Origin of the sequence: Halopelagius longus (assembly GCF_900100875.1) — an archaeon.
GTDB lineage: Archaea > Halobacteriota > Halobacteria > Halobacteriales > Haloferacaceae > Halopelagius > Halopelagius longus.
In genome coordinates this window covers 14,261-35,805 of record NZ_FNKQ01000006.1, presented here as the reverse complement: position 1 = coordinate 35,805, position 21,545 = coordinate 14,261, and the positions used below count along the sequence as shown (strand labels likewise).

Sequence of the window (21,545 nt, the reverse complement as noted above, 5' to 3'; positions counted from 1 at the left end):
CGGGTCCTGAGACCTCTACGCCGCCGAACGCCATCGTCTTCGGGAGCGGGTACATCAAGCAGAGCCACATGTTGCGGGCCGGGACGATTCTCAACGTCCTGATGACGGGCGTGCTGACGGCGCTGATTTGGGGCCTCTTCGAGTTCGTCTGGCCGCACCTCCTCTGGTGACCGACTCGTGTCGTTACCGAGTCGAAGTCCCCCGGTTTCGGAGGAGATGTTCCGACAGTGGACGGACGAGTCCTCCCGACGGTACTGGAAGAGGGGAAAACACCATATGTATTCTGGTTGATGTGAAGACGACAGATGGGAGATGGTACCGCTCCAGCCCGTACGGGACAGTACGACGCCGGTGCGGCGGTCTCGGGGGCGCGGTTCGACGGCGTCCGCGGACGACAGACCCGCCGGCGGTTCGACGGAGTGAGGTGAGATGGTTCCCGCCGTACTCGAACGGTCCGCCGAGGACCACCCGGTCGCGACGTTCTTCGCCGTCGCGTTCGGGTACTCGTGGGGAGTCGCCGGACTGCTGTACGCGCTGACCCGCGGCGACGTGTTCTATCTCTTCGCGGTGCCGTTCGCGTGGGGACCGCTGGTCGGCGGCGCGGTGACGCTACGGTTGCGCGGCGAGTCCGTCCGGAAGTGGGTCGGACAGGTCCGCAACTGGCGAGTCGGCGTCCGCTGGTACCTGCTCGGTGTCGCGTTAGTGATGGTGGGGGACGACGCGGGCGCTATCGCGGCGTTCCTGCTGGGCTCAGACGTGACCGTCGCGCTCGGCGGGTGGCAGCTCTACAGCGCGCTGTTCAACTTTCTCGTGACGCTTCTGGTCGCCGGTGCTCTCGAAGAGTTCGGCTGGCGCGGGTTCGCTCAGGCGCGACTCCAGCGGCGGTACGACGCTGCGCTTGTGAGCGTCGGCGTCGGGCTCGTCTGGGTGGCGTGGCACGTCCCCCTGATGGTAATGAGTCTCGGGTCGTTCGCCGACCCTATCAACTACACCGTGTTGATGGCCGCAAAGTCGGTCCTCTTGGGGTGGCTCTACAACAAGACCGGAGGCGCGTTGCCAGTGGTGATGGTCACCCATGCGGCGGGCAATATGCCCGGCTTCCTCACCGTGACCGGGGAGACACCGCCCCTGCTAGCGACATCGCCACTGAGCGCGAGTGCGCTGTTCACGCTCGCCGTCGCAGTCGTCATCGTTTGGTACGCCGGGTCGGAGACGCTCACCAGAAGCGGGTCGTTGCCGGACCGCCTCGGGTCCCGATAGCGCCGAGGGGTCGTTCGAGAACCGGACTAACTGCAAGCATCCGAAGGCGTCGGGAACGCGCTCGAACGTCTAGCGTCCAACTCACTCGGGGTGCATCGCTACGTTCTCGACGGTGTGAGCGGTCAGAACTCCACCCCGTCGGCGGCGTCGAGGGCCGACGCGAGTCTGGAGTCGGACGGGACCGCCCGCCGGAACGTCTCGGATCCGAAGGGCACGTCGCCGTTCACCGAGAGGAAGCCGAGTTCCCCTCGGTTCGCCGCGTCGAGGTTCGTCAGGAAGGCGACTTTCCGGACGGCAGGGACGCCGTCTATCGCGGCGTCCTCCTCAACGCTCCCGTACAGCGTCCGGTGTTCGTTCACGTGTTCGACGCAGGACTTCGTGGGCGCGAACAACAGCAGAAAGTGGGCTCCCGGCCCGTTACGAGCCAGTTTCGGCCCGATGGAGTGCTCGTCGTCCTTGTAGAAGTACCGCTCCATGCGCCGGTACTGGCGGAGAATCTCGTTGGCACCGCCGGCGATGCGAACCGCCGGGTCGGCTTTGAGTTCGACGAGGTAATCGACTCGCGCGGGCGTCCGGACGCGCGCGTACACGTCCACCGAACCCCGATTTCCGTAGTGGTCGTACGGTTCTTCGAGGCGCACCGCCGACCGTTCGAAGGCCGCCTCGAAGTGTTCGACCACCCGCGTCGCCAACTCGTCTTCGCGCATCGCTCTCGGTCGAAGAAACGCGAGGACGGATATAGGTTCGCCGATTCGGAGAGACGAACGGCGAAGAGAGGGGCGAACGTGACCCCTCGTACCGAGAGGGATGCCGACGCGGTTCGTGATTCCGAAACCGACGTTCGCCGGGGGGAAAGAGTCACCCTCGCTGTTATTTTCGGTCGTTATCCCCGTCAAAACTATTGGTATCAATACCACTAAGTAGAGGTATGGACGCACACGAACGCCTCTTCCTCGAGGAGATGGTCGAGACGTTGGCGGTGAGCATCGCGAGCGGAATGAGGAGCGAACCGAACGAGCGTCTGGTCGCGTCGCGGGACGAACTCACCGACCGCGGGCGGTTCTGGGTTCACGGCTACCTCATCGGTCGGCTCTCGATGCTGAAGAGTTGGACCTCCGGCAACCCCAACCTCTCGCAGAACGACGTCGAAGAGGTGATCGAGTTGGTAGACGGACACGAATCGAGCATCGCAGCGGAGCTTTACAGTTAATTAATCGTGGGAACGAGGACAGAACTCTATCGTTAAGTAGGCTGGGGCGCAGACAGTACAGCTAGATACCCTAATGCCGCGGCCCATCACCGTAATGTCGTACAACATCCGATACGACAACCCGAACGACGGGAGGTACGCGTGGCGAATCCGCCGAGACAACGTGGCGGGCGTGATTCGATTTCATCGACCTGATATCGTCGGACTCCAAGAAGCGCTTCACGACCAGCTACAGGACTTGCGCGAGCGACTTCCCTCGTACGAGTGGCTCAGCGCCGGCCGGGCGAAGGCGGAGAACGCGGGGGAGTACGCCGCCATCGGCTTCGATAAGCAGCGCTTTAATCTCGAAGAATCGTCCACGTTCTGGCTGTCGGAGGAACCCGACGACGTGGGGAGCGTCGGCTGGGACGCTCGCTTCCCGCGTTTGGTCCGGTACGCCAAACTCCGCGAGCGACAGACCGGAATCGAGCTGTACCACTTCAACACGCACTTCGACCACGAGGGGGAGACGTCCCGACTGAAGGGCGCGAAACTCCTCCAACGCCGCATCGACGAACTGGCCCCGAACGAACCCGTCGTCGTGACGGGAGACTTCAACTGCCGGCAGTCGTCGCCGCCGTACCAACACCTGACGAAGCGCACGCAGGCGTGCGAGGGGAGAACGCTCCGCGACGCGATGTTCGCCTCGCGGACGCCGCACCACGGTCCGACGACGACGATGACGGACTTCCAGAACCTCGTCCCGGACAAGAAGATAGACCACGTGTTCGTGACCAGCGACGTAGTCGTCAACCTCCACGGGGTCTGTTCGGACAGTTATCGGAACGGACAGTACCCCTCCGACCACCTGCCCATCGTCGTGAACCTCTCGTTCCCGACGCACACCGCCGAGGGGGAGACCAAAACACGTAGCCAATCGACGTTTTACCGCACGGATTCGATTACAGAGTCCGTACGAGTTCCGTCGAAAGACGTCGAATAGCCGACGGCGGCGGACTCTCTCCCCACGACGTTGTAAATACTGGTAGAAGGTTAACGTGGTTGGGGAACGCATAGCATAAGCGCCGAATTTCAGGCCGAGAAGGCGGTGAGAGCCGTTATTTCGGCAGAAAATCCCCAACAGGTGATAGTATGGTTTCCATCCTCTACACGTTCGACAGAGAGTTCATGAAGAAAACGTTCGAGGCGGTGGACGGGCACGTCGATGTCCCCTCCGCGTACCTCCCTCTCGCACCGGAAGCGCGGGGATGCTCGGACGAACTACGCGAGGTGAACGTCGACGACGTCGAAGCGGTCGACGAGAACGTCTTCGACGTGGACCCGGACGTCGTCGTCCGCAACCACACCTTCCGCGCGGGCGAGTTCCGCTACGAGGACGAGTACCCCGTCGTCCACGTTCGACACGGAGCGTCGTACGGAAGAGACGAAGTCGAGACGACCGTCTCGCGCCTCAAAGATCACATCGACGCCGCGTTGGCCCCGGGGACGTGGTGGGCGGACCGGTACCGGGAGGGGTTCTCCGACGACACGCGCGTGGAAGTCGTCGGCATCCCCGAGGCGGACCGACTCGTGAACGCCGACCCGCCGCGACGACGGCGCGTCCTCTACGCCCCGACGAACCACAACTACGGCGGCGGGAGCTACCTCGACACCGCGGAACACGTCCTCGACGTCTTCGAGGGCACCGACTTCCACCTTCGTTTCCGACCGCACCCGATGGACCGAACGGAGGAACCCGGTCGGTCGGTGACCGACCGGTGCAAGGAGCGAATCGAGGAGATGCCGAACGCAGTCTTCGACCGCAACGAGACGCCGACGGAGAGCCTCCTCGATTCCGACGTTCTGCTGTCGGACTACTCCGGCATCGTCACCGAGTGGTTGCACACCGACCGCCCGTTCGTGCAGTTCACGACGCTTGCGGCCGACGCCGAGGTTCCGAAACTCGGCTACCAGACCCGCCGCCTCGACGTCGAGACGGTGGACGAACTGTACGAGAACGGACTGCCCGATGACGTTCTGCGGCGACAGGAGTCGTTCCGCGACGAGTTGGGAATCCCGATGGACGGGCGGGCGGGCGAACGCGTCGCGACGGAGGTGACCGCATGCACGCAGTAATTCTCTCGGCCGGCGACGGCGGCCGGATGGGCCACCACACCGAGGAGGTTCCGAAGACGTTCATGGAGGTCGGCGACCGCATCCTCTACGAGTACCAGAAGGAGTCGATAGAACCCCACGTCGACGCCGTCACCGTCGTCCTCGGCTACCGCCACGAGGCGGTCGAAAGCCGGTTCTCGCCGCGTCGAACCGTCGTCGTCGAAGGGTGGGACGAGTACGAGAACTCCGAGTCGCTTCACCGAGCGCTCCGCGAAATCGACGACGACGTGCTCGTCCTCAACGGCGACGTGGTGGTCACGCGAGACGCCATCTCGAAGGTGTGCCGCGCCCACGAACGGGCTGACGACCGGAGCGTCGTCGCCTGTCTGCCGGGCACGCAGACGGAACACACCGCCGTCCAACTGGACGACGACGGGCGAGTGGTCGCCTACGGGAAGATTCCCGGCCACCGCCACGCCGGACTCGGCATCATAGACGAAGACCACCTCGACGCGGCGGTCGAACACCTGCGGAACAACCGCTACGAGTGGTACCCGACGGTGTACGAGGAAATCGAGACGCGGGGCGTCCGCATCCCCGCCGACAGCCACCTCGAAATCAACCGCCCGGCGGACAAACAGGCGGCGAAGGAACGATTGCCGCTCGATTCGCCGCGCGAGACCGAACCGACCCCCTCCCAGACCCGACGGGACAGTTCGCTGTAACCGGACGCGAACCCTCGACGCCGCACCGCGGTACGAGACGGCCCGTCGCTACTTCTCGTCTCCCTCGTCGAACCTATCAGTATCGTTTATAGTACGAATTTTCTGCGAGTAGAATTATGTCAACTGAGGACGTAATTCGGGTACGTTCGCGGTTTTTTCGAGGCGAGATACAAACGTGACAGACGAAACCGACTCAGACCGGCCGACCGGGCTTCGAGAGCGTGGTAGTACCGTCTTCGACGTAGTGGAGTTCCGTCGCGGGCGCGTCGCGTTGTGGGTACTCGCGTTGTTCCTGTTGATGGTGCTGCTGTACCTCTCCTGGACGTACGTCGGGACGGTCATCCTCGGCCTGTTCGCCTACTACGTCACTCGGCCGGTGTTCCACCGGATGCTCCACCGCACGTCCTCGCGGACGGCCGCGGTGGCCGCATCGCTGTTGCTCGTCGCCCTGCCGGTCATGGTTCTCATCGGGTGGACGCTCATCGTCGCAGTCCGAGCACTCCAGGACTTCGGAAGCGAGGGTACGCTCGGCCAACTGGAGGACGCGCTGGCCCCCTACTTCGACATCGAAGCGTCGGTGGAGGGACTGCAGACGACGGCGGAGCAGGTTATCGCCAACCCGGGTCAGTTGAACCAACTGAACCTCGGGAACATCACGACGAACGTGGTGGACGTGCTGAGCACGTCGGCCATCATCCTGCTCAACGGCGCGCTCCACATGTTCATCGCCCTCGTCATCGTCTTCTACCTCCTCCGAGACGGCCACCGAATCGCCGACTGGGCGCGGGACACCGTCATCGAGGAGGGCGGTGTCGTGGACACGTACCTCCTCGCGGTGGACCGCGACCTGAAGAACGTCTACTTCGGGAACATCCTCAACGCGCTCTTTACGGGCCTCCTCGGGGCGGTGACGTACACCCTGTTGAACGTCTTCTCCCCCGAGGGCGTTGCAATCCCCGAGGCGGCCCTCATCGGACTACTCGCCGGCGCGGCGAGTCTAATCCCGGTCATCGGAATCAAACTCATCTGGGTCCCCGTCGGCTTGTACCTCGTCGGACTGTCGCTGTTCGTCGACCCGGGGACGCTGTGGTTCCCCGCGGTGTTCATCGGCGTCTCCGTCGTCGTCGTCGACTACATCCCCGACCAACTGCTCCGCCCGTACGTCTCGGGTCGGTCGCTCCACGTCGGCGCGGTGATGATAGCGTACACGCTCGGTCCTCTGCTTTTCGGCTGGTACGGCATCTTCCTCGGACCGTTCGTCCTCGTCGTCGTCTTCGAGTTCGCGCGCATCGTCTTCCCGTGGCTAATCAACCCCGACCGCCCGGTGACGGACGCCGACTCACTCGCCGAAACCGACGAGTCCGAACGGTCGGAAGCGGCGGAACCCGCGTCGGACGCCGGCGAACGCGAGTCGTCCGCGGACTCGACGGGCGGGCCGGACGCCACCGACACGGACCACCGAGAGACGGGGTGACTCCGCGAGCGAGCAGCGACCGCCGCGCTCGAAATTATTTGGTCATCTATACGTGAACTTCATTAGAAATAGAGATGACATCGCCGCGGAGTCGTCGTCCGAGCGAACCGAACCGGGAGACTGCACGACCTGAACGATGTAAACCCCGTCTGAGTTCCGTTATCGTGAGAATAGAGGCGGTACGGCCGCATTCGAGACGCGAGAGTCGCCGGAAGGCGGTTCGGCGTTCTCGTCACCGTCTCGAATCACCTCGATCGGGCGTACCTCGTCAAAGTGGTCGTTTACCCGGTCCCACGCATTTTCTCCGAATCGATGTCCGCCCGAGCGGTGCGATCGAACGGTTTTCGTCGCGTCCCCCGAACCGACGCCGACATCGGGGACGGGGCGGACGTCGGGCGAGACGATTATCCAATCTATTTCGTTCGGAAGCGCCGATTCGGTACCGGTTCCCGTTCGTCTTCGGCCCGCGGCCTCGACGCCGCCGTCACCGCACCCACCGACCGGCGGGAGGCACTCGGCGGGGCAGATTGCGTCCTGAGCGTCATCACCGTCGGCGGGCGCGAGCCGTTCGAAAACGAGATCCGAATCCCGGAACGCTACGGCGTCGAACAGACCATCGGCGACACCGCCAGCCCGGACGACATCTTCCGCGGCCTGCGTACGATTCCGACGTTAAACAGGGGCGAATCGGGCCGACGAAAAGGAGGACGGACCGAGTCCGACGAAAACGAAGGCGAATCGAGCGCGACCGCTCAGATTTCCGTGACGCGTTCGTACTGGTCGCTGACCGCCGCGGCGTCCTCGGGAAGGAGGGCGGCGACGGTGTAGTCGGCGTGGTCGCTGATGTAGTCGATGAGTTGTGCGATGCGCTCTGAGTCGATGGCTTCCAGCGAGTCCAACAGCATGAACGGCACCGTCTCGTGCACGTCGTGGACGAGGTAGCCCGCGAGGGCGAACACGAGTCCGGTCACTTCGCGTTCGCTCTCCGAGAGGTGGTCGATGGTGTCCTCGTAGGACGCACCGCTCTCGGAACTGCGGATGATGTGCATGTCGAAGACGGACTTATCGACCTTCCGCCGGCCCTCGCGGACGGTCTTTTCGGTCCGTTCGATCCAGATGCGATCGAGGTTGGCGTAGTCGAGGATGTCGAGGACCGTCTCCATGTGGGTGTTGAACTGCTCGATGGCCTCGCGTTCGATGCGTTCGATGCGGGTGCGGAGCTCGCCGAGCTGTTCCGAAATCTCCTCGCGGCGTTCTTCGAGGTCGTCGCGTTCGTCGAGGCGCGATTCGACCTCCTCCATCTCCGATTCGACGTCCTCGACTTCGCTCTCCAGGCGGCCGATTTCGAACTCCAACTGGTTCGCCTCGCGGTGCAGTTCGAGCACGTCGCCGTAGTCGCGTTCTTCGAGTTCCTCGACTTCGCTCTCGAGGTCCTCGATGCTCTCCGAGAGCTCCGTCCGGCGGGACTTCAGTTCCTCGCGGCGGTTCTGCCGCCGGTCGAGTTCGTCCTCGATGCTCGCGATTCGGTCGTCGAGCTTCTCGCGCCGTCGCCGCATCGAGTCCAGTTCGGCGCGTTCGTCCTCCAGTTCGTCGATTCGCGAGCGCACGTCGTTTCTGCGGTCGAGCTTCTCGCGTCGCAGGTCGCGCAGGCGATCGATGGTCGCCTCGATCTGCGACGTCTCGACGTTCGTCCCGCACGTCCAGCAGACGACGGTGTCGGACTCCACGAGTGCGTCCGTGACGGACCCGTGGTCGTGTTCCTGCCCGTCGCGAAGCGCCTCGGCGACGTCCGCGCTCGTCCCCTCCAACATGTCCTCGTTGAACTGGATGACCGTCTGGAGCTCGTTGACGGTCGAATCGAGCGTCTGCATCCGGTCGCGGAGGTCGGAAATCTCCGACTGGATGGCGGTGCCGTCGTCGAGTTCGTCGGGAATCTCGGCTCGCTCCTCCCGCAGTTCTTCCTGTTCGTCTTCGAGGGCTTCGATGCTCTCGGCCTCCGCGTCGAGGTCGTACCGAACGTCTTCGAGGTCCGACCGCGCGCTCTTCAGTTCGTCGAGCTTGTCCTCGAGTTCGGCTCGGTCCTCGCGGGACTGCTCGATGTTGGCGTCGGCCTCCTCGATTTCCCGCTCTTTCTCCTCCAGTTCGTCGCGCTTCTCCTGAATCTGGGACTTCAGTTCGGTTCGGCGCTGTTCGAGTTCGGGGAGGCGGCCGTCGAGCGAATCGAGGTCGTCTATCTTTCGGTCGAGCTGTCGTTTCTCCGTCTCCAGTTGTTCGACCTCGGCCTGAATCGCGTCGGTGTCGATGGGCCGCATGATGAGTTCCCGGAGGTCGTCGCCCCGGGCGACGGCTTGTCGCGCCTCGTTCGTCTCCAACAGGAACGCAAAGAGGTCCGCGAGCGTCGAATCTTCGAGGTACGGGTCGCCCTCCGTGACGACGGTGTCGCCGCGGCGCTTCAGCGTCCGCGAGTACGTTCGGTCGCCGATGGTGAGCGTGACGGACCCCTCCTTGGCGTCGCCTTTCAGCGACGCGCGGTCGCTCCCGAGAGCGGCCATTATCGCTTGCAGCAGAGACGTTCTGTTTGTCGCGTTTCGACCCGACAGCGCCGTGACGCCGGGTTCGAGTTCGACCGTCGTTTCGGATATGCCGCCGATATTCTCGACGTGAAGCCGAGCGGTCTTTTCTGTGGACTGCGCGGAACTCATACGCGACAATCAGAGGGCGCGTATATAATACTTCATCTGTTTCGTCTCGCGCTGTTACAGGTATAAGGGTGTAATGGGCGCTGTAACAGTGAAAGAGCGCATCGGTGGCAACGGAAAAATCGGGTTATTCGTTCGCGTACTCGTCCGCGTCTGTATCCGGGTTCGCCGCTGTATCCGGGTTCGCCGCTGTATCCGTGTTCGTGGCTGTATCCGTGTTCGTGGCTGTATCCGTGTTCGTGGCTGTATCCGTGTCCGCGTCTGCGTCCGCCACGATGTCACCGCCGCATTCGCACCCTCCTCGGTTGAGGAGTTCCTGCACGTCGTACTGCGTGCCGCAGTCGCGGCAGAACACGCGGACGTCCACGAGAACCTCGAAGTCGCCGAGGTCTATTCGCTCGGTCCCCGCGAGGTTCTCCACGATGTTCTCCGAGACGGCCGAGGTCCGACTGCGGAGACGCTGAATCGTCTCTAAGCCCTTCTCGACTCGGTCGACGTCCGCTTGTTCTTCGCGACTCGCGTCGCGGTATTTCGTGAGGTAGGTGTGAATCGCTTGATGAGAGACGAAGTCCGACCGGAGCGATTCGACGTCGACTCCCTCGCGTTCGAGGGTCTGACGCGCTTGCGTCTGCATCCCGCGACTCACGTCGTCGTCGGTCAACAGACGGTAGGTGTTCTCGACTTCGCCGTCGAGCGGATTCATCCCCGCCGCCTCCATCGCCGCGCGGAGGAGGCGACGGTTGAAGTAGTCCGCCAGTTCGCGGAGACTCCGCCTGTCCTCGCCGTCGGTCGTCCAGTACGCTTCGAGGCGTTCGCCCTCCCCTTCGAGTCCGTACTCCCCGATGAGACGTCCAACCTTGCTCCCCCGACCGGTGGTGGACGAATTATTCCCTTCAGTACTCATTCACAGTTTAAATTAGCGTTCGACTCGGTATATACGTTTCCGTCCGCGACGAGACGACGGTGGTCTGACGACGAGTGCAGACGATGGTCTGACGAGAAGTAGACGACCGAACGGTGGCGGACGAGGGCGACTGACCGACGACGGACGAGGGCAACTGACCGACGATGGACGAGGGTGACTGACCGACGACGGACGAGGGCGACCGGAATCGCCGTGTCTGGCAGTAACGAGGGCTCAGACGTCGAGTTCGCGGAGGAGACGCCGGACGTGACCGAGGGAGTAGGAGACGTCGAACGTCCGTTCGATGTGTTCCTGCACGAGTTCGGGCGTCCACTCCGCCGCGTCGATTCCGTGGGCGTTCGGTTCTTCGCGGAGATGATCGCGGAGTCGACGTCTGTCGTCGTCGTCCAGTTTCCGCGGCCGTCCGGGTCGGTCCTCGTCCGTCACCGCCTCGTCGATGGACTCCTCCTCGAATCGGTCCAACCAGTAGTACAGCGTCGAACGAGGGATGCCGTAGCGTTTCGAGAGCGTCGAGACCGGAACGTCGTCGAGGTAATCGAGCGCAACGACGAGTCGTTTGGCGGCCTTCGCGGAGTCCGCATCCGAGAGTGACTGACGAAGGTCGTCCGGATCGACGCCGTCCAGTTTCCCCATGAACGCCATTCGACGCCGCGTCGGATAAGTCTAATCACTTCTATCATCTTAGTTTCGCGCTCGCGTCGTATCTCAAGGCCCACCCGAACGACGAGACGATTCCGTACCGCCGGTTCGCACTCGTCGGTTTTCGCCGAACGGCCCCACGGAACGGCTCTCGTATCGACTCGTACCCGCCGTTCGGGTGACTCCTCGTGGCCGACTGGGGGATGAATCCTCGCCGGAAACTCCGGACGAAGTGGTGTCGTCCGTCTCTCGGACGACGAGGAGACGGACGAGAGAGTGATGACCTCCTCCCGTTCGACTGAGAAAGCGACTGGCGAGACGGTCACTCTCTCGAAGGGTTACGGCGGACACGTCGGTGTGGTTCGGTAGGACATCCCGTTCACAGAGGCGGTGGTCGGTTTTTACACGCAGTACGGTGAACACTGTCACCGGCTCAAAGACACCACCGTGTCCGCTGTTTTCGGCGATTATCGTTCGGACACTCTCTCCTCGAAGCGCAGGTCCGTTCGAGTTGGTCTCCCGTCCGACGAGAGGTCGTTTATCCGAGCTGGGAAGATGATCTCGGCGCCGAGAATGTCGTTCGGATCGACCACACACCACCGTGTCCGCTGTTCTGGATGCCGGTCGAGCCCTGTCCGCGTTCGGAGTCGTCCGAACACACCCCCTCCACTTTGTCCGCTGTTCTGCCTCGAACGGGGGACCCCCCAGCTGAGAAGGCGCGAGTTCCCCCGGACCGTTTCGCTGCGCGTCTGCGTGGGTACTCTCGTCGATTGGCGGGTAGAACTACCGATACAGCGGTTGTAACTCTCGAAATCGCCTTTTCGGTGGTTTTGCGGGGAACGTCGCTCTCCGAGAGGAACCGAGACTACGACACACCCACACCACCGTGTCCGCTGTTCCGGGGGAGAGAGGCGGGTGGTGGGGAGACGAAAACTCGCTTCCGGCGTGAGGCCGGTGCCTACTCCGCCGAGGTAGCGCCGATGGGGCTCTCGGGCGCGACGTCCTTCGCTGAACATTCGAATTTTCCAATTCGGTGTTTCCCGTCCTTAGGGCTCCTCGCTTGCCGCATTGTCTCGTTTCCTTACGCTCACTGTTCCGTTCCGCAACCGCATAAATTGGATTACGGACTAACTCGTGCTACTGTTACATAAAGCCACTGGTGTATAATACTCCGCCGTACTGTCCTCCCCCCACCCCCACCCTTGAACGGCAGAACAGCGGACATGGTGGAGGGGGTGTGTCCCACCGATCATTTATATACTCGGAGAACAGCGGACACTCCGGACACGGTGGTTTTATTATCGCGGTGCGAAATTGAGACGGTATGGCGCTGTTCGAGCGAGACACGGATATCTATCGGGACCGTGATGCTCTCCGGGAGGATTACCAGCCGGAGCAACTCGTGGGGCGCGACGAGGAGTTGCAGACCTATCAGGCGGCGTTTCAGCCCGTGATCAACGGCGAACAGCCGAACAACGTGTTTCTCTACGGGAAGACAGGCGTCGGAAAGACGGCGGCGACGAAGTATCTCCTCTCTCATCTCCGCGAGGACGCGGCGCAGTACGACGACTTGGACCTCACCGTCATCTTACTGAACTGCGACGGACTGACGAGTTCGTACCAGATAGCCACCCGCCTCGTCAACACCCTCCGCTCGGAATCGAACCAGATTTCGACGACCGGGTATCCCCTCGCCTCCGTCTACGAGATGCTCTGGGAGGAACTCGACAAGTGCGGCGGAACCATCCTCGTCGTCCTCGACGAGATAGACCACGTCAACGACGACAGTATCCTCTATCAACTCCCGCGCGCCCGCGCCAACGGAAACCTCTCGGAGGCGAAAATCGGTCTCATCGGCATCTCGAACGACTTCTCGTTCCGCGACGATCTCTCGCCGAAGGTCAAAAGCTCGCTCTGCGAACAGGAGATTCACTTTCCGGCGTACAACGCGGAGAACCTCCGCGCCATCCTCGAACAGCGTGCGGAAGTCGCGTTCCACGAGGGCGTCCTCAGCGAGGAAGTCATCCCGCTGTGCGCCGCGTACGGGGCGAAAGACGCGGGCGACGCCCGACAGTCCATCGACCTCCTGATGAAGGCGGGTGACCTCGCCCGCGACGAACAGACCGACAGCATCACCGAGGAACACGTCCGTCGCGGACGCCGCGCGCTCGAACGAGGGCGAATCAAGGAGGGTATCAACGGTCTCACCGAACACGGCCACCTCGTTCTGTACGCGCTGTTGACGCTCGATTTGGAGGGGGAGACGCCGATTCGCTCCCGCGACGTTCGGCCGCGGTACACCCGATTCGCGGAACTGGCGAACCGCGACCCCCTCGTTCCGCGCCGGATGCGCGACCACCTGAGCGAACTCGCGATGCTCGGCATCGTCTCGGTGACCGAACGAAACGAGGGGCGACGCGGTGGGACGTACCGGGAGTACGCACTCGACATGGACGTCGAGCTCATCCTCTCGGCGATGGCGGAGACGATAGAACTCGTCGGCCTCCACGACTCCGTCGCACCATACGTCGAAGGCGACGAGGAGATGACGACGCTCAACGACTTCGGAAGCGCCTGACCGTCAGTTCCCCGCGGCGACGCTTCTTCAGTAAACTCCGTGTGCTAGTCCTTCTCTGTAAGAGTTACTTCGGACATTGTGGTGTTCGAACGTATCTGTTCCGGCGAAGGAACACCACCGCGTCCGCTGTTATGGACCATATAAATGTCAGAGAATGTAGTGATTCTCGACTGGTAGATTTTGACTGTACTGTTCCCTACCCCTCGATGTCCGCTGTTCTTCACCGACAAATCCGGAGTTAAGAACGCCATAACTCGGCGGTTTCGAACCGCATCGCTCCGGCGGAACGCTCCGTTCGTCGAACGTGCCCTCGTCGCTCTCTCGGCACACGTGATATGTACGGAGTAACGCGCCCGCGAGTTACGGACCGCAAGGTTGTGTGTACAGTACTTATGCCGGTCGGATCCGACGGACGTGATGACGCACTCGGAGCGGACGATTTACCGACGGACGACTCGAAGGAGATTCCGAATGGTTCGATCGATAATCCGGACGACTCGAAGGAGACTTCCGCAGCGTAGTCCGTTCGCAACGTATCCATGTCACTCGCAATAACTCACTTCGTCGTCGGCGCAACCGCGACGATGCTCGTCGTCATCTTCTTTCTACCGCGCGTCCGGTTTCCGCGGACGCTGATGGTTCTCGGCGGTCTGTGGGCGATGATTCCCGACCTGAACAAGGTCGTCCCCTCGGAACTCGGTTTCGTCGACGCCGTCCACGATAGCGCGTGGGCGAACGTCTTCTGGGCGCACCACTTCCTCGACACCGTCGACCCTTCGGACACGACAAAGGCGGCCGTCCTCGCCCTCGCCGTCTTCTTCCTCGTCTCGTTGGTCGCCGAGGGCGTCGGCTACCACCTTCGGTTCTCCGAACCCGCCTCCAACGGTGGCCGGACGCGAACGTCCTCGCCGTTCGAGACCGCTACCGAGTCGAGGGCGTCGGCTTCCTCCGGCGCGTTCGCGGCATCTCCTCCTTTCCGACTGGCGTACGGGGTGAGACAAGCGGGCGGACTCTGTTCGGTCGTCGTCGGTACGGGACTCCTCTCGTTCGTGTTCCGAACGCCGGAGTACACCGGTCTCCTCGCCGGAATCGGTCTCTTGCTCGAACTCTCCGGCCTCGTCGTTCTCCTCGAAGGGATCGACCCCGACGAGTTCGCGCGCCGAGTTCCGAGTTGGGTCTCGACGGGGACGAAGACGGCGCTGACGCTCGGGTCGTCGCTCGTCGTCGTCGCCCTCCTCGTCACCCTCTCGAACGTCACACCCCTCAGCGTCGCCTACGCCGGTATCTCCGTCCTCGTCGTTCTGCAACTCGTTCGACTGTGGGAACTCCCGATCTAACTCGTCTCGCGCTCGCCCTCGCGCGCCCGCGCAAAGAAATATAACAACTCCTCTAAGAATTCACTCTAAAACAATCTCTCTAAGAACTTCCTCTAGAGGCGGCTCTTCCTGAACTCCACGTACTCTCCCCGAAAAGTAGACCCGTTACGCGTTCGAATCTGCCTCGACACGCAAAACCGCTAGTACCTCACGTTCGACGTTCAGTTCGGACGAATCGGACGGCGACTCCCCCGAGTCTCCGACGACGTCCGTAACCTCCCTGCAATCGCGCGTCCCCCGAGTCTTCGTTCGGATTCCCCAATCCTCACGTCCCCCGGATCTCGTTCCCATGCGTCCCGTTTCCCCGCAGGTCGTTCCCCCACGTTCCCCAAGTGGTACCTCTGGCCGTCTTCCCTTCTGCGTCCCCCGACGCAGGTGCCTCCGACGTACGGCGGCACGGTAGACGACGTTCGTTTCCGCGTTCGAGAGGCGGCGACCGAAGCGGACGTCCGCTCGACGATACACGCACGATCGGGAGCGACGGTGACAGTCGCGGCAGCATCCGTCTCGTCGAGTTGCGTCCGGCGGCGGTCGCTCTCTCGCAGTGCGAGGCGCGAACCGAGAGTGGTGACGAAAGTAACGTCGCGCCCCGCGTCGGTACCCGCAGACTGGCACACCCGCAGGTACGTTCGGATGGCGTCGGACCCTCTACTCCGAAGCCGTCGAGGTGCGACGGCCCCTCGGAGCGTAAGCGAGGACCATCGACCGACGCGAGACGCCGGTCGGTAGAGCGGGCGAGTAGTCGCCCGCGCTTCATGCCCGGAAGCGGTTTTCCACACCATCCACATGGTTAATCGACTGTTAATTACAAAAGCCTTCCGATGGAATATTAGTAGGATTGGATGAATTTCACGTTTCGAAGAACGACCCTCGATAGGACGTGTTCGGCGAAGTGAGCGTTCGAGAGTCCGATTATTCGGTCGTTATAGGTGCGTTAACGACCGGGTTTACGGACCGCTTCGGTGCTCGAACGGCCGCCGAATCGAGAACGGTCGCGGAGGCCGCGCGATTCGACGAAGCAATCGAGGGCGTGTCGGAGCGCCCGGTGGACGGGAAGGTTCTCGCCGGACCGGTCCCGCATTCCGTCGGCGTCCTGACTCCGGTCGTAGAGGCGTTCTCGACCGTCCGACTGCCGCCGGACGAGTTTCCACCGGCCGTTGCACACCATCACTTCCGGAGGGTCGCCTGTCGTTCGGGCGAACACCTGACGCTCCGTCACCCGGCGGTCGGTGAGAGAGCCGAGGTCCGACCCCGCGCCGACCTCCGGCGGTTCGCGGTTCGCGGCACCGATAAGCGTCGGGAGGACGTCGACGGCCGACACCGCGAAGTCGTACCGACCGGAGGTACACGTCGGACCGTCGACGAAGACGGGGACTCGAACGCACTCGTCGGCCAACGAACGACCCTGTTCGTGCCACCCGTCTCCGTCGCCGAGAGCGCACCCGTTCGTTCCGGCGAACGCCACCGTACTCTCGGTACGGTCGAGGCGGGCGTCGAGACCCTCCAGCAACGTGCCGATGCACCGGTCGAGGTGCTGTAGTTCGCCCCGGTAGAGCTGCTTCAGGTCGGCCTCGTCCTCCTCGGAGATGTCGGCCGAGTCGCGTCGGCACGCGTGGGCGAGTCTCGTCGCCCGACGCGACGTGAGCGATTCGCTCTCCGTCTCCGGTCGGGGCTGGTGCGGTGGGAGCGCGTCGCCGTAGTGGACCCACAGGAAGCGCGGACCGTCCGTCTCGTCCATCCACTCCAGTGCGCGGTCCGTGAGGACTTCCCCGGGAACGAACGACGACGAGGCGATGTTGACGCCGAACGACGACCCGAGCGTCCGGTTGGTCGCTTCGAGGGCGCCAGAGAGCGTCGAGTCGTCGGAGATGCGCCGACCGACGGCGCGTCGGAACCGGTCGGAGACGCCGCTCTCTCGACTCTCGCCGTTCGGAACGGTGAACCCCCGCGACGTCAGTTCGTCGTCGTCGGGGTTCCCGTGGAAGGCGGCGGTGGCGTACCCCGCGTCTTCGAATCGTTCGAGTATCGTCGGTAACTCCGCGGCGTTCTGGCCCGTGGCGTGACTCCCCGTGAGAAGCACGTGCATCGTCGTCTTCGAGGACGGTGCCCCCGAGTAAGCGCAAGAGAAGACTGCCGACTCGGACGCCAGCGTGGAGAGCGCCGGAAGCGAGTCGGTCACTCGACCGTCGCCGTCGAACACGTAGTCGTGCCGGGCGGCGGCCGCGGTGATGAGAACTACGTCCATACTTCCCCCTAGGAGTCCGCCCCAATGATTATGAATCTCGTAATGACCTGACCGACCGAATCGCCTCGGCCGTCAGGTCGGGAGTCGGGGGACGCGCCGCCGCGCCGCGCGCCACAGTTCCGCGGCCCCCGGCGCACCGTCGAGCAACCACCACAGGCCCACGACCCCGGCTAACCCCATCTCGAAGAGGTACCTGACCGTCAGGTCGGGAGTCAGGATGTATCTGATGATGCCCACTGAGGGAGTGTGGCCCTCGGGGACGGAGAGCACCGGCCAGAGGAGAAAGCCCAACTTCCGGAACTCCCCGTTCGCGAGGGGGATGAGAACGTCGCCGACGAGATGCGAGTAGTACCCGACGGCGAACGCGCCGCCGCCGTCGATATCGAGGCGCCGCAGAACAACCACGACGAGGCCGACGAGTACCGTTCCGAAGATGAGCGAATGCGCGAACGACCGCCCGTTAGGGAGGACGCTGAGCGTCCACGCAAGCGGTTTGTCGACGAGGTCGGGTGCTTGGGTGCCGAGCGCCAGAAACAACACCGCGGGCCACGCCGGGGCGCGACCCCGAGTGAGTCGTGAGACGAGCGAGTAGACGACGTATCCGAACGCGAGATGTCCCCACGGCCACATAGGTCACCTTCGACTCGCCGCCTTCATCTACTTGTCGGTACGTGTGACAATTTGACGGACGAGCCGCCCGACGGCGGGGGGTCAGCCGAACCGATTTCCGTCCCCGTCGGTCGATTTTTCGGACAGTACAGGCCGTCTATATACGATGGTAGATTAGCATAGTTCTGTGAACTGTACGGAGAACAGGAATGTTTATATACGATAGTCAATACCCGTCGTATAACTCAGCCAATGACCGCACAGTCCGAGGAATGGGGGCGGAGCCGCATCGATTACGACAAGCGTGCCGACTCGTATCACGTCGCCTGCGAGGACTCGGAACTCGCCAGCACGAACGTCGTTCTCAGTATCGCCGCTCTGGAGGGGGTAGGGCCGATGGAACTGCCGCCGCTGGCGGAAACCGTCGACCCGGACGCGCTCGACCGGGTGTTCGCCCCCTCAGCGAGCGTCGAGGGCTCCGTCTCCTTCGAGTACGCGGGCTACGACGTCACGGTCACCTCCGAAGGCAAACTCGAAATCGTCCCCGGACGCGACGCCACGCGCCGTCGCCAGCGACGAAACTGACCGCTCGCGGCCGGTCGTACGGTACCGGGAACGCCGGTCGGCTTAGGTGACGCATACCAATACTGTCGCCCCGTCAGACTCCTTTATGTTCGGTACCAGCGGTATCCGTGGAGCGGTCGGTGAGACGGTCACCGCCGACTTGGCGCTCCGCATCGGTCAGGCCGTCGCGGCGGACGCGGACCGCGTCGTCCTCGGGAAAGACGTTCGAGACAGCGGTCGAATGTTGGCCGATGCGCTGAGCGCGGGCCTCCGCGAGTGCGGGACCGACGTCGTCCGCATCGGCGTCGCGTCCACCCCGACGGTCGCTCGGTGCGTCGAGTGGCTCGACGCCGACGCCGGCGTCGCCGTCACCGCCTCTCACAACCCCGCCCCCGACAACGGCATCAAACTCTGGAACCCCTCGGGACAGGCGTTCGACGGCGAACAGACCGACGCCATCACCCGACGCCTCGAATCGGACGACGTCGAACGCGCGCGGTGGGACGAACTCGGCCGAGAGACCGAGGACGGGGACGCCACCCGCCGCCACGTCGAAGCGCTCTCCTCCTCGTTCGAGTCGATGGACGGCCTCGACGTGCTCGTCGACCTCGGAAACGGAACGGGTCGCGCCACTGTCGATGCTCTCTACGAACTCGACGCGACCGTGAACACGCTCGACGGCCAGATGGACGGACGGTTCCCCGCGCGCAAGAGCGAACCGAACGCGGAGACGCTGTCGCTTCTGCGCGCCGCCGTCCCCGCCGCGGAGGCTGACGTGGGTATCGCCCACGACGGCGACTCCGACCGGATGGTCGCCGTCTCCGAGACGGGTTCGTACGTCCCCGGCGACGTACTGCTCGCCCTCTTCGCGCGCGACGCCGTCTCAGCCGGGGATAAAGTCGCCGTCCCGGTCGATACGAGTCTCCTCGTGAGCGACGTCGTCGAAGCGGAGGGCGGGGAAGTCGTCTACACGCCCGTCGGCGACGTTCACGTCGCGGAAGCGGTCGCGCAGTCGGGGTTCGTCTTCGGCGGCGAACCCAGCGGCGCGTGGATTTGGCCCGACGAGACGCTCGCGCCCGACGGTCACTACGCCGCCCTCCGTCTCGCCGACTTGGTCCGTCGAGAGGGACCGCTCTCCGAACTCGTCGCCGAACTCGACGAGTACCGATACGAGACGTGCCGGATGAACGTCACCGTCGAGGACAAGGCGGAGTCGATGGCTCGCATCCGCGAGTCGCTGTTGGCGGAGTACGACCGCGTGGACACCACCGACGGCGTCCGCGTCGAGACCGACGACGGGTGGTTCCTCGTTCGAGCGAGCGGAACCGAACCGCTCGTCCGGGTGACCGCGGAGGCGAGAGACGAATCCGCCGCGAACGACCTTCTCGAATCCGCTCGCGGCGTCGTGGAGTCCGACGGAATCGTCGCTTAACTGAGCGAACTACTGCCTAACCCTTTCAACTTCATTATCATTCAAGCATTGGTGTAATACTATTTATAACGCTTTGGGCCGTTTGTGCACTCGTTCAGGCCCACTCGTCGCACTCGGCTTTTCCCCACTTCGCTGCCGCGACGTGAGGCCCGAACGTGAGCTTATCTGCCTCGGCCCGTTGGAAGGGTTCGACACCGCACGCCGGTGGATGTGGCGCAACACTGCGCCGCTATCCGCCGTATAACGATACGCCGACTCCTACTCCTAGTGAATCGTATGAAAGCAGTCGTACTCGCCGCCGGCAAGGGGACCCGTCTCCAACCGCTGACGAACGACAAGCCGAAAGCGCTCGTCGAAGTTGACGACAAACCGATAGTCGAACACTGCCTCGACGACCTCGTATCGCTGGACGCCGAGGAGTTCGTCGTCGTCGTCGGTCACAAGAAAGAGCAGATAATCGGGCGGTTGGGCGACGAGTACCGAGGCGTCCCCATCACGTACGCGCACCAACGAGAACCGTTGGGTCTCGCGCACGCCGTCCTCACCGCCGAACAGTACATCGACGACGACTTCATGCTGATGCTCGGGGACAACATCTTCCGGGCGAACCTCGAGGACGTGGTCGAAGAACAGCACAGAGAAGCGTCCGACGCCGCCTTCCTCGTCGAGGAAGTGCCGTGGGAGAAGGCGTCCCGGTTCGGCGTCTGCGTGACCAACGAGGACGGCGAGATAACCGAAGTGGTCGAGAAACCGGAGGACCCGCCGTCGAACCTCGCGATGACGGGGTTCTACACGTTCTCCCCGGCCATCTTCGACGCCTGTCACCTCGTTCAACCGTCCGACCGCGGGGAGTACGAACTGCCCGACGCCATCGACCTGCTCATCCGTTCGGGGCGGAGCATCTCCGCCGTCACGCTGGAGGGGTGGCGCGTCGACGTGGGCTACCCCGAGGACCGCGACGAGGCGGAACGCCGCCTCCGCGCGACGGACGGCGACGCCTCCGTCGAGCAGTCGGACTCTCCGTCGTACGCGTCGTCGAAAGAAGTCTTGTCCGGCGATAGCGAAGACGACTGACGGTCTCCGCCACTTTCGCGCCGGCCGTGAGCTAGTTGCGTCCCTGTTCGTAGCGGCGAGTCGCCTCCCTGCGTCTCTTACTCTAGCCGTTGGCCGTCGAGGTACGCCTCGGCCGGTCCGTTGACGCGAATGTGGGTCACGTCCCCCTGGACACGGTAGTGGCGGACCGATTCGACGATGGCGTCCTCGGCGCTTCGACCGGCGGACACCGTCACGTCGTGCGCGGGCGAGAGCGCTTCGATGCGTTCGCTCGTCGTCACCTCAAACGTCGCGACGCCGTCACCGATCGGTTGGATGGTGAGCGTGCGCGACCCGTCGTTCGCTTCGACGAACTCGTCGGTCGTCGCGTCGTTGCCTGCAAACGTCCCCAGCGTCGGCGTCCCCATCATCGATTCGGTGTCGAGTAGACTGTACTCGACCCCAGATTCGTCGTTCATTTCACCCTCGCGGTTACCCTTGTTCTGTTCACATCCCATACCACACAAGTGCCCCATTAACGAAATAAGTCTTGTGGTAAAAGAGGAGTCAGAAGGCCTGAAAGTGCCGAATACGTGTTTTTCAGCTGCGCCTCAAACGAGTAACAAAAACGTCTCCCAGAGCGGAATTACTGCGAGGTTTAACACGGGGTTAACGTCTATTCC

Annotated in this window: 18 protein-coding genes and 2 pseudogenes; 13 read left to right on the top strand and 7 right to left on the bottom strand. The window is 63.3% G+C overall.

The features are described 5' to 3' along the window. Window positions 1-14 precede the first annotated feature (14 nt). Window positions 15-170, top strand: a pseudogene (locus BLS11_RS17765) (anion transporter); the annotation flags it as partial. Between the two features lie 259 nt (window positions 171-429). Next, window positions 430-1,260: a CPBP family intramembrane glutamic endopeptidase gene (locus BLS11_RS17760; protein ID WP_092539145.1), complete on the top strand. Its 831-nt coding sequence runs from the start codon at window positions 430-432 to the stop codon at window positions 1,258-1,260. A 122-nt stretch (window positions 1,261-1,382) separates the two neighbouring features. On the opposite strand, the gene BLS11_RS17755 is transcribed toward BLS11_RS17760, so the two are convergent. Then, entirely contained in the window at window positions 1,383-1,967 is a 585-nt protein-coding gene (locus BLS11_RS17755; RefSeq protein WP_092539144.1) for a hypothetical protein, read from the bottom strand. Window positions 1,968-2,188: 221 nt separating this feature from the next. Between BLS11_RS17755 and BLS11_RS17750 the strand changes: the two genes are divergently transcribed. From BLS11_RS17750 to BLS11_RS20045, 6 genes and pseudogenes are all read left to right on the top strand, one after another. After that, window positions 2,189-2,470 (top strand): hypothetical protein, encoded by a 282-nt coding sequence (locus BLS11_RS17750; RefSeq protein WP_092539143.1) that lies wholly within the window; start codon window positions 2,189-2,191, stop codon window positions 2,468-2,470. 94 nt (window positions 2,471-2,564) lie between these two features. Further along, on the top strand, window positions 2,565-3,452 hold the full coding sequence (locus BLS11_RS17745) for an endonuclease/exonuclease/phosphatase family protein (RefSeq protein WP_092539142.1): 888 nt from the start codon (window positions 2,565-2,567) through the stop codon (window positions 3,450-3,452). Window positions 3,453-3,601: 149 nt separating this feature from the next. Then, on the top strand, window positions 3,602-4,585 hold the full coding sequence (locus BLS11_RS17740) for a CDP-glycerol glycerophosphotransferase family protein (RefSeq protein ID WP_092539141.1): 984 nt from the start codon (window positions 3,602-3,604) through the stop codon (window positions 4,583-4,585). Then, window positions 4,573-5,289: an NTP transferase domain-containing protein gene (locus tag BLS11_RS17735; protein WP_092539140.1), complete on the top strand. Its 717-nt coding sequence runs from the start codon at window positions 4,573-4,575 to the stop codon at window positions 5,287-5,289. The genes BLS11_RS17740 and BLS11_RS17735 overlap by 13 nt, the downstream gene beginning before the upstream one ends. Before the next feature lie 175 nt (window positions 5,290-5,464). Next, entirely contained in the window at window positions 5,465-6,763 is a 1,299-nt protein-coding gene (locus BLS11_RS17730; protein ID WP_139172822.1) for an AI-2E family transporter, read from the top strand. Between the two features lie 471 nt (window positions 6,764-7,234). Further along, window positions 7,235-7,438, top strand: a pseudogene (locus BLS11_RS20045) (family 4 glycosyl hydrolase); the annotation flags it as partial. A 77-nt stretch (window positions 7,439-7,515) separates the two neighbouring features. Here BLS11_RS20045 and BLS11_RS17720 read toward each other — a convergent pair. From BLS11_RS17720 to BLS11_RS17710, 3 genes are all read right to left on the bottom strand, one after another. Then, window positions 7,516-9,465 carry an archaea-specific SMC-related protein gene (locus tag BLS11_RS17720; protein WP_092539137.1) on the bottom strand — a complete coding sequence of 650 codons (1,950 nt, stop codon included), beginning with the start codon at window positions 9,463-9,465 and terminating at the stop codon, window positions 7,516-7,518. A gap of 124 nt (window positions 9,466-9,589) precedes the next feature. Further along, window positions 9,590-10,366 carry a rod-determining factor RdfA gene (rdfA, locus tag BLS11_RS17715; RefSeq protein ID WP_394327407.1) on the bottom strand — a complete coding sequence of 259 codons (777 nt, stop codon included), beginning with the start codon at window positions 10,364-10,366 and terminating at the stop codon, window positions 9,590-9,592. Window positions 10,367-10,600: 234 nt separating this feature from the next. Continuing rightward, the gene (locus BLS11_RS17710) at window positions 10,601-11,020 is read right to left on the bottom strand and encodes a helix-turn-helix domain-containing protein (protein ID WP_092539266.1); all 420 of its coding nucleotides are present in this window, start codon (window positions 11,018-11,020) and stop codon (window positions 10,601-10,603) included. Window positions 11,021-12,350: 1,330 nt separating this feature from the next. Between BLS11_RS17710 and BLS11_RS17705 the strand changes: the two genes are divergently transcribed. Together BLS11_RS17705 and BLS11_RS17700 are read left to right on the top strand one after the other, a co-directional pair. Then, window positions 12,351-13,604, top strand: coding sequence for an orc1/cdc6 family replication initiation protein (locus tag BLS11_RS17705; protein WP_092539136.1), 1,254 nt, complete (start codon window positions 12,351-12,353; stop codon window positions 13,602-13,604). 539 nt (window positions 13,605-14,143) lie between these two features. Beyond that, entirely contained in the window at window positions 14,144-14,941 is a 798-nt protein-coding gene (locus BLS11_RS17700) for a hypothetical protein (protein WP_092539135.1), read from the top strand. A gap of 973 nt (window positions 14,942-15,914) precedes the next feature. Here the strand turns inward: BLS11_RS17700 and BLS11_RS17695 are convergent. Further along, a complete protein-coding gene (locus BLS11_RS17695; RefSeq protein ID WP_092539134.1) occupies window positions 15,915-17,225 on the bottom strand; it encodes a sulfatase-like hydrolase/transferase in 1,311 nt (436 codons plus the stop codon). A gap of 72 nt (window positions 17,226-17,297) precedes the next feature. Further along, window positions 17,298-17,855 (bottom strand): metal-dependent hydrolase, encoded by a 558-nt coding sequence (locus BLS11_RS17690; RefSeq protein WP_092539133.1) that lies wholly within the window; start codon window positions 17,853-17,855, stop codon window positions 17,298-17,300. A 231-nt stretch (window positions 17,856-18,086) separates the two neighbouring features. Between BLS11_RS17690 and BLS11_RS17685 the strand changes: the two genes are divergently transcribed. The 3 genes from BLS11_RS17685 (at window position 18,087) to aglF (ending at window position 20,904) form a co-directional block, all read left to right on the top strand. After that, window positions 18,087-18,419 carry a DdfA family disk-determining factor gene (locus BLS11_RS17685; RefSeq protein WP_092539132.1) on the top strand — a complete coding sequence of 111 codons (333 nt, stop codon included), beginning with the start codon at window positions 18,087-18,089 and terminating at the stop codon, window positions 18,417-18,419. Between the two features lie 85 nt (window positions 18,420-18,504). Then, window positions 18,505-19,830 (top strand): phosphoglucosamine mutase, encoded by a 1,326-nt coding sequence (gene glmM / locus BLS11_RS17680; protein ID WP_092539131.1) that lies wholly within the window; start codon window positions 18,505-18,507, stop codon window positions 19,828-19,830. 276 nt (window positions 19,831-20,106) lie between these two features. Then, on the top strand, window positions 20,107-20,904 hold the full coding sequence (aglF, locus tag BLS11_RS17675) for a UTP--glucose-1-phosphate uridylyltransferase AglF (protein WP_092539130.1): 798 nt from the start codon (window positions 20,107-20,109) through the stop codon (window positions 20,902-20,904). Window positions 20,905-20,981: 77 nt separating this feature from the next. Here aglF and BLS11_RS17670 read toward each other — a convergent pair whose 3' ends face one another. Continuing rightward, complete coding sequence (locus tag BLS11_RS17670; RefSeq protein WP_092539129.1) at window positions 20,982-21,380, bottom strand: hypothetical protein; 399 nt, start codon at window positions 21,378-21,380, stop codon at window positions 20,982-20,984. Window positions 21,381-21,545: the final 165 nt, after the last annotated feature.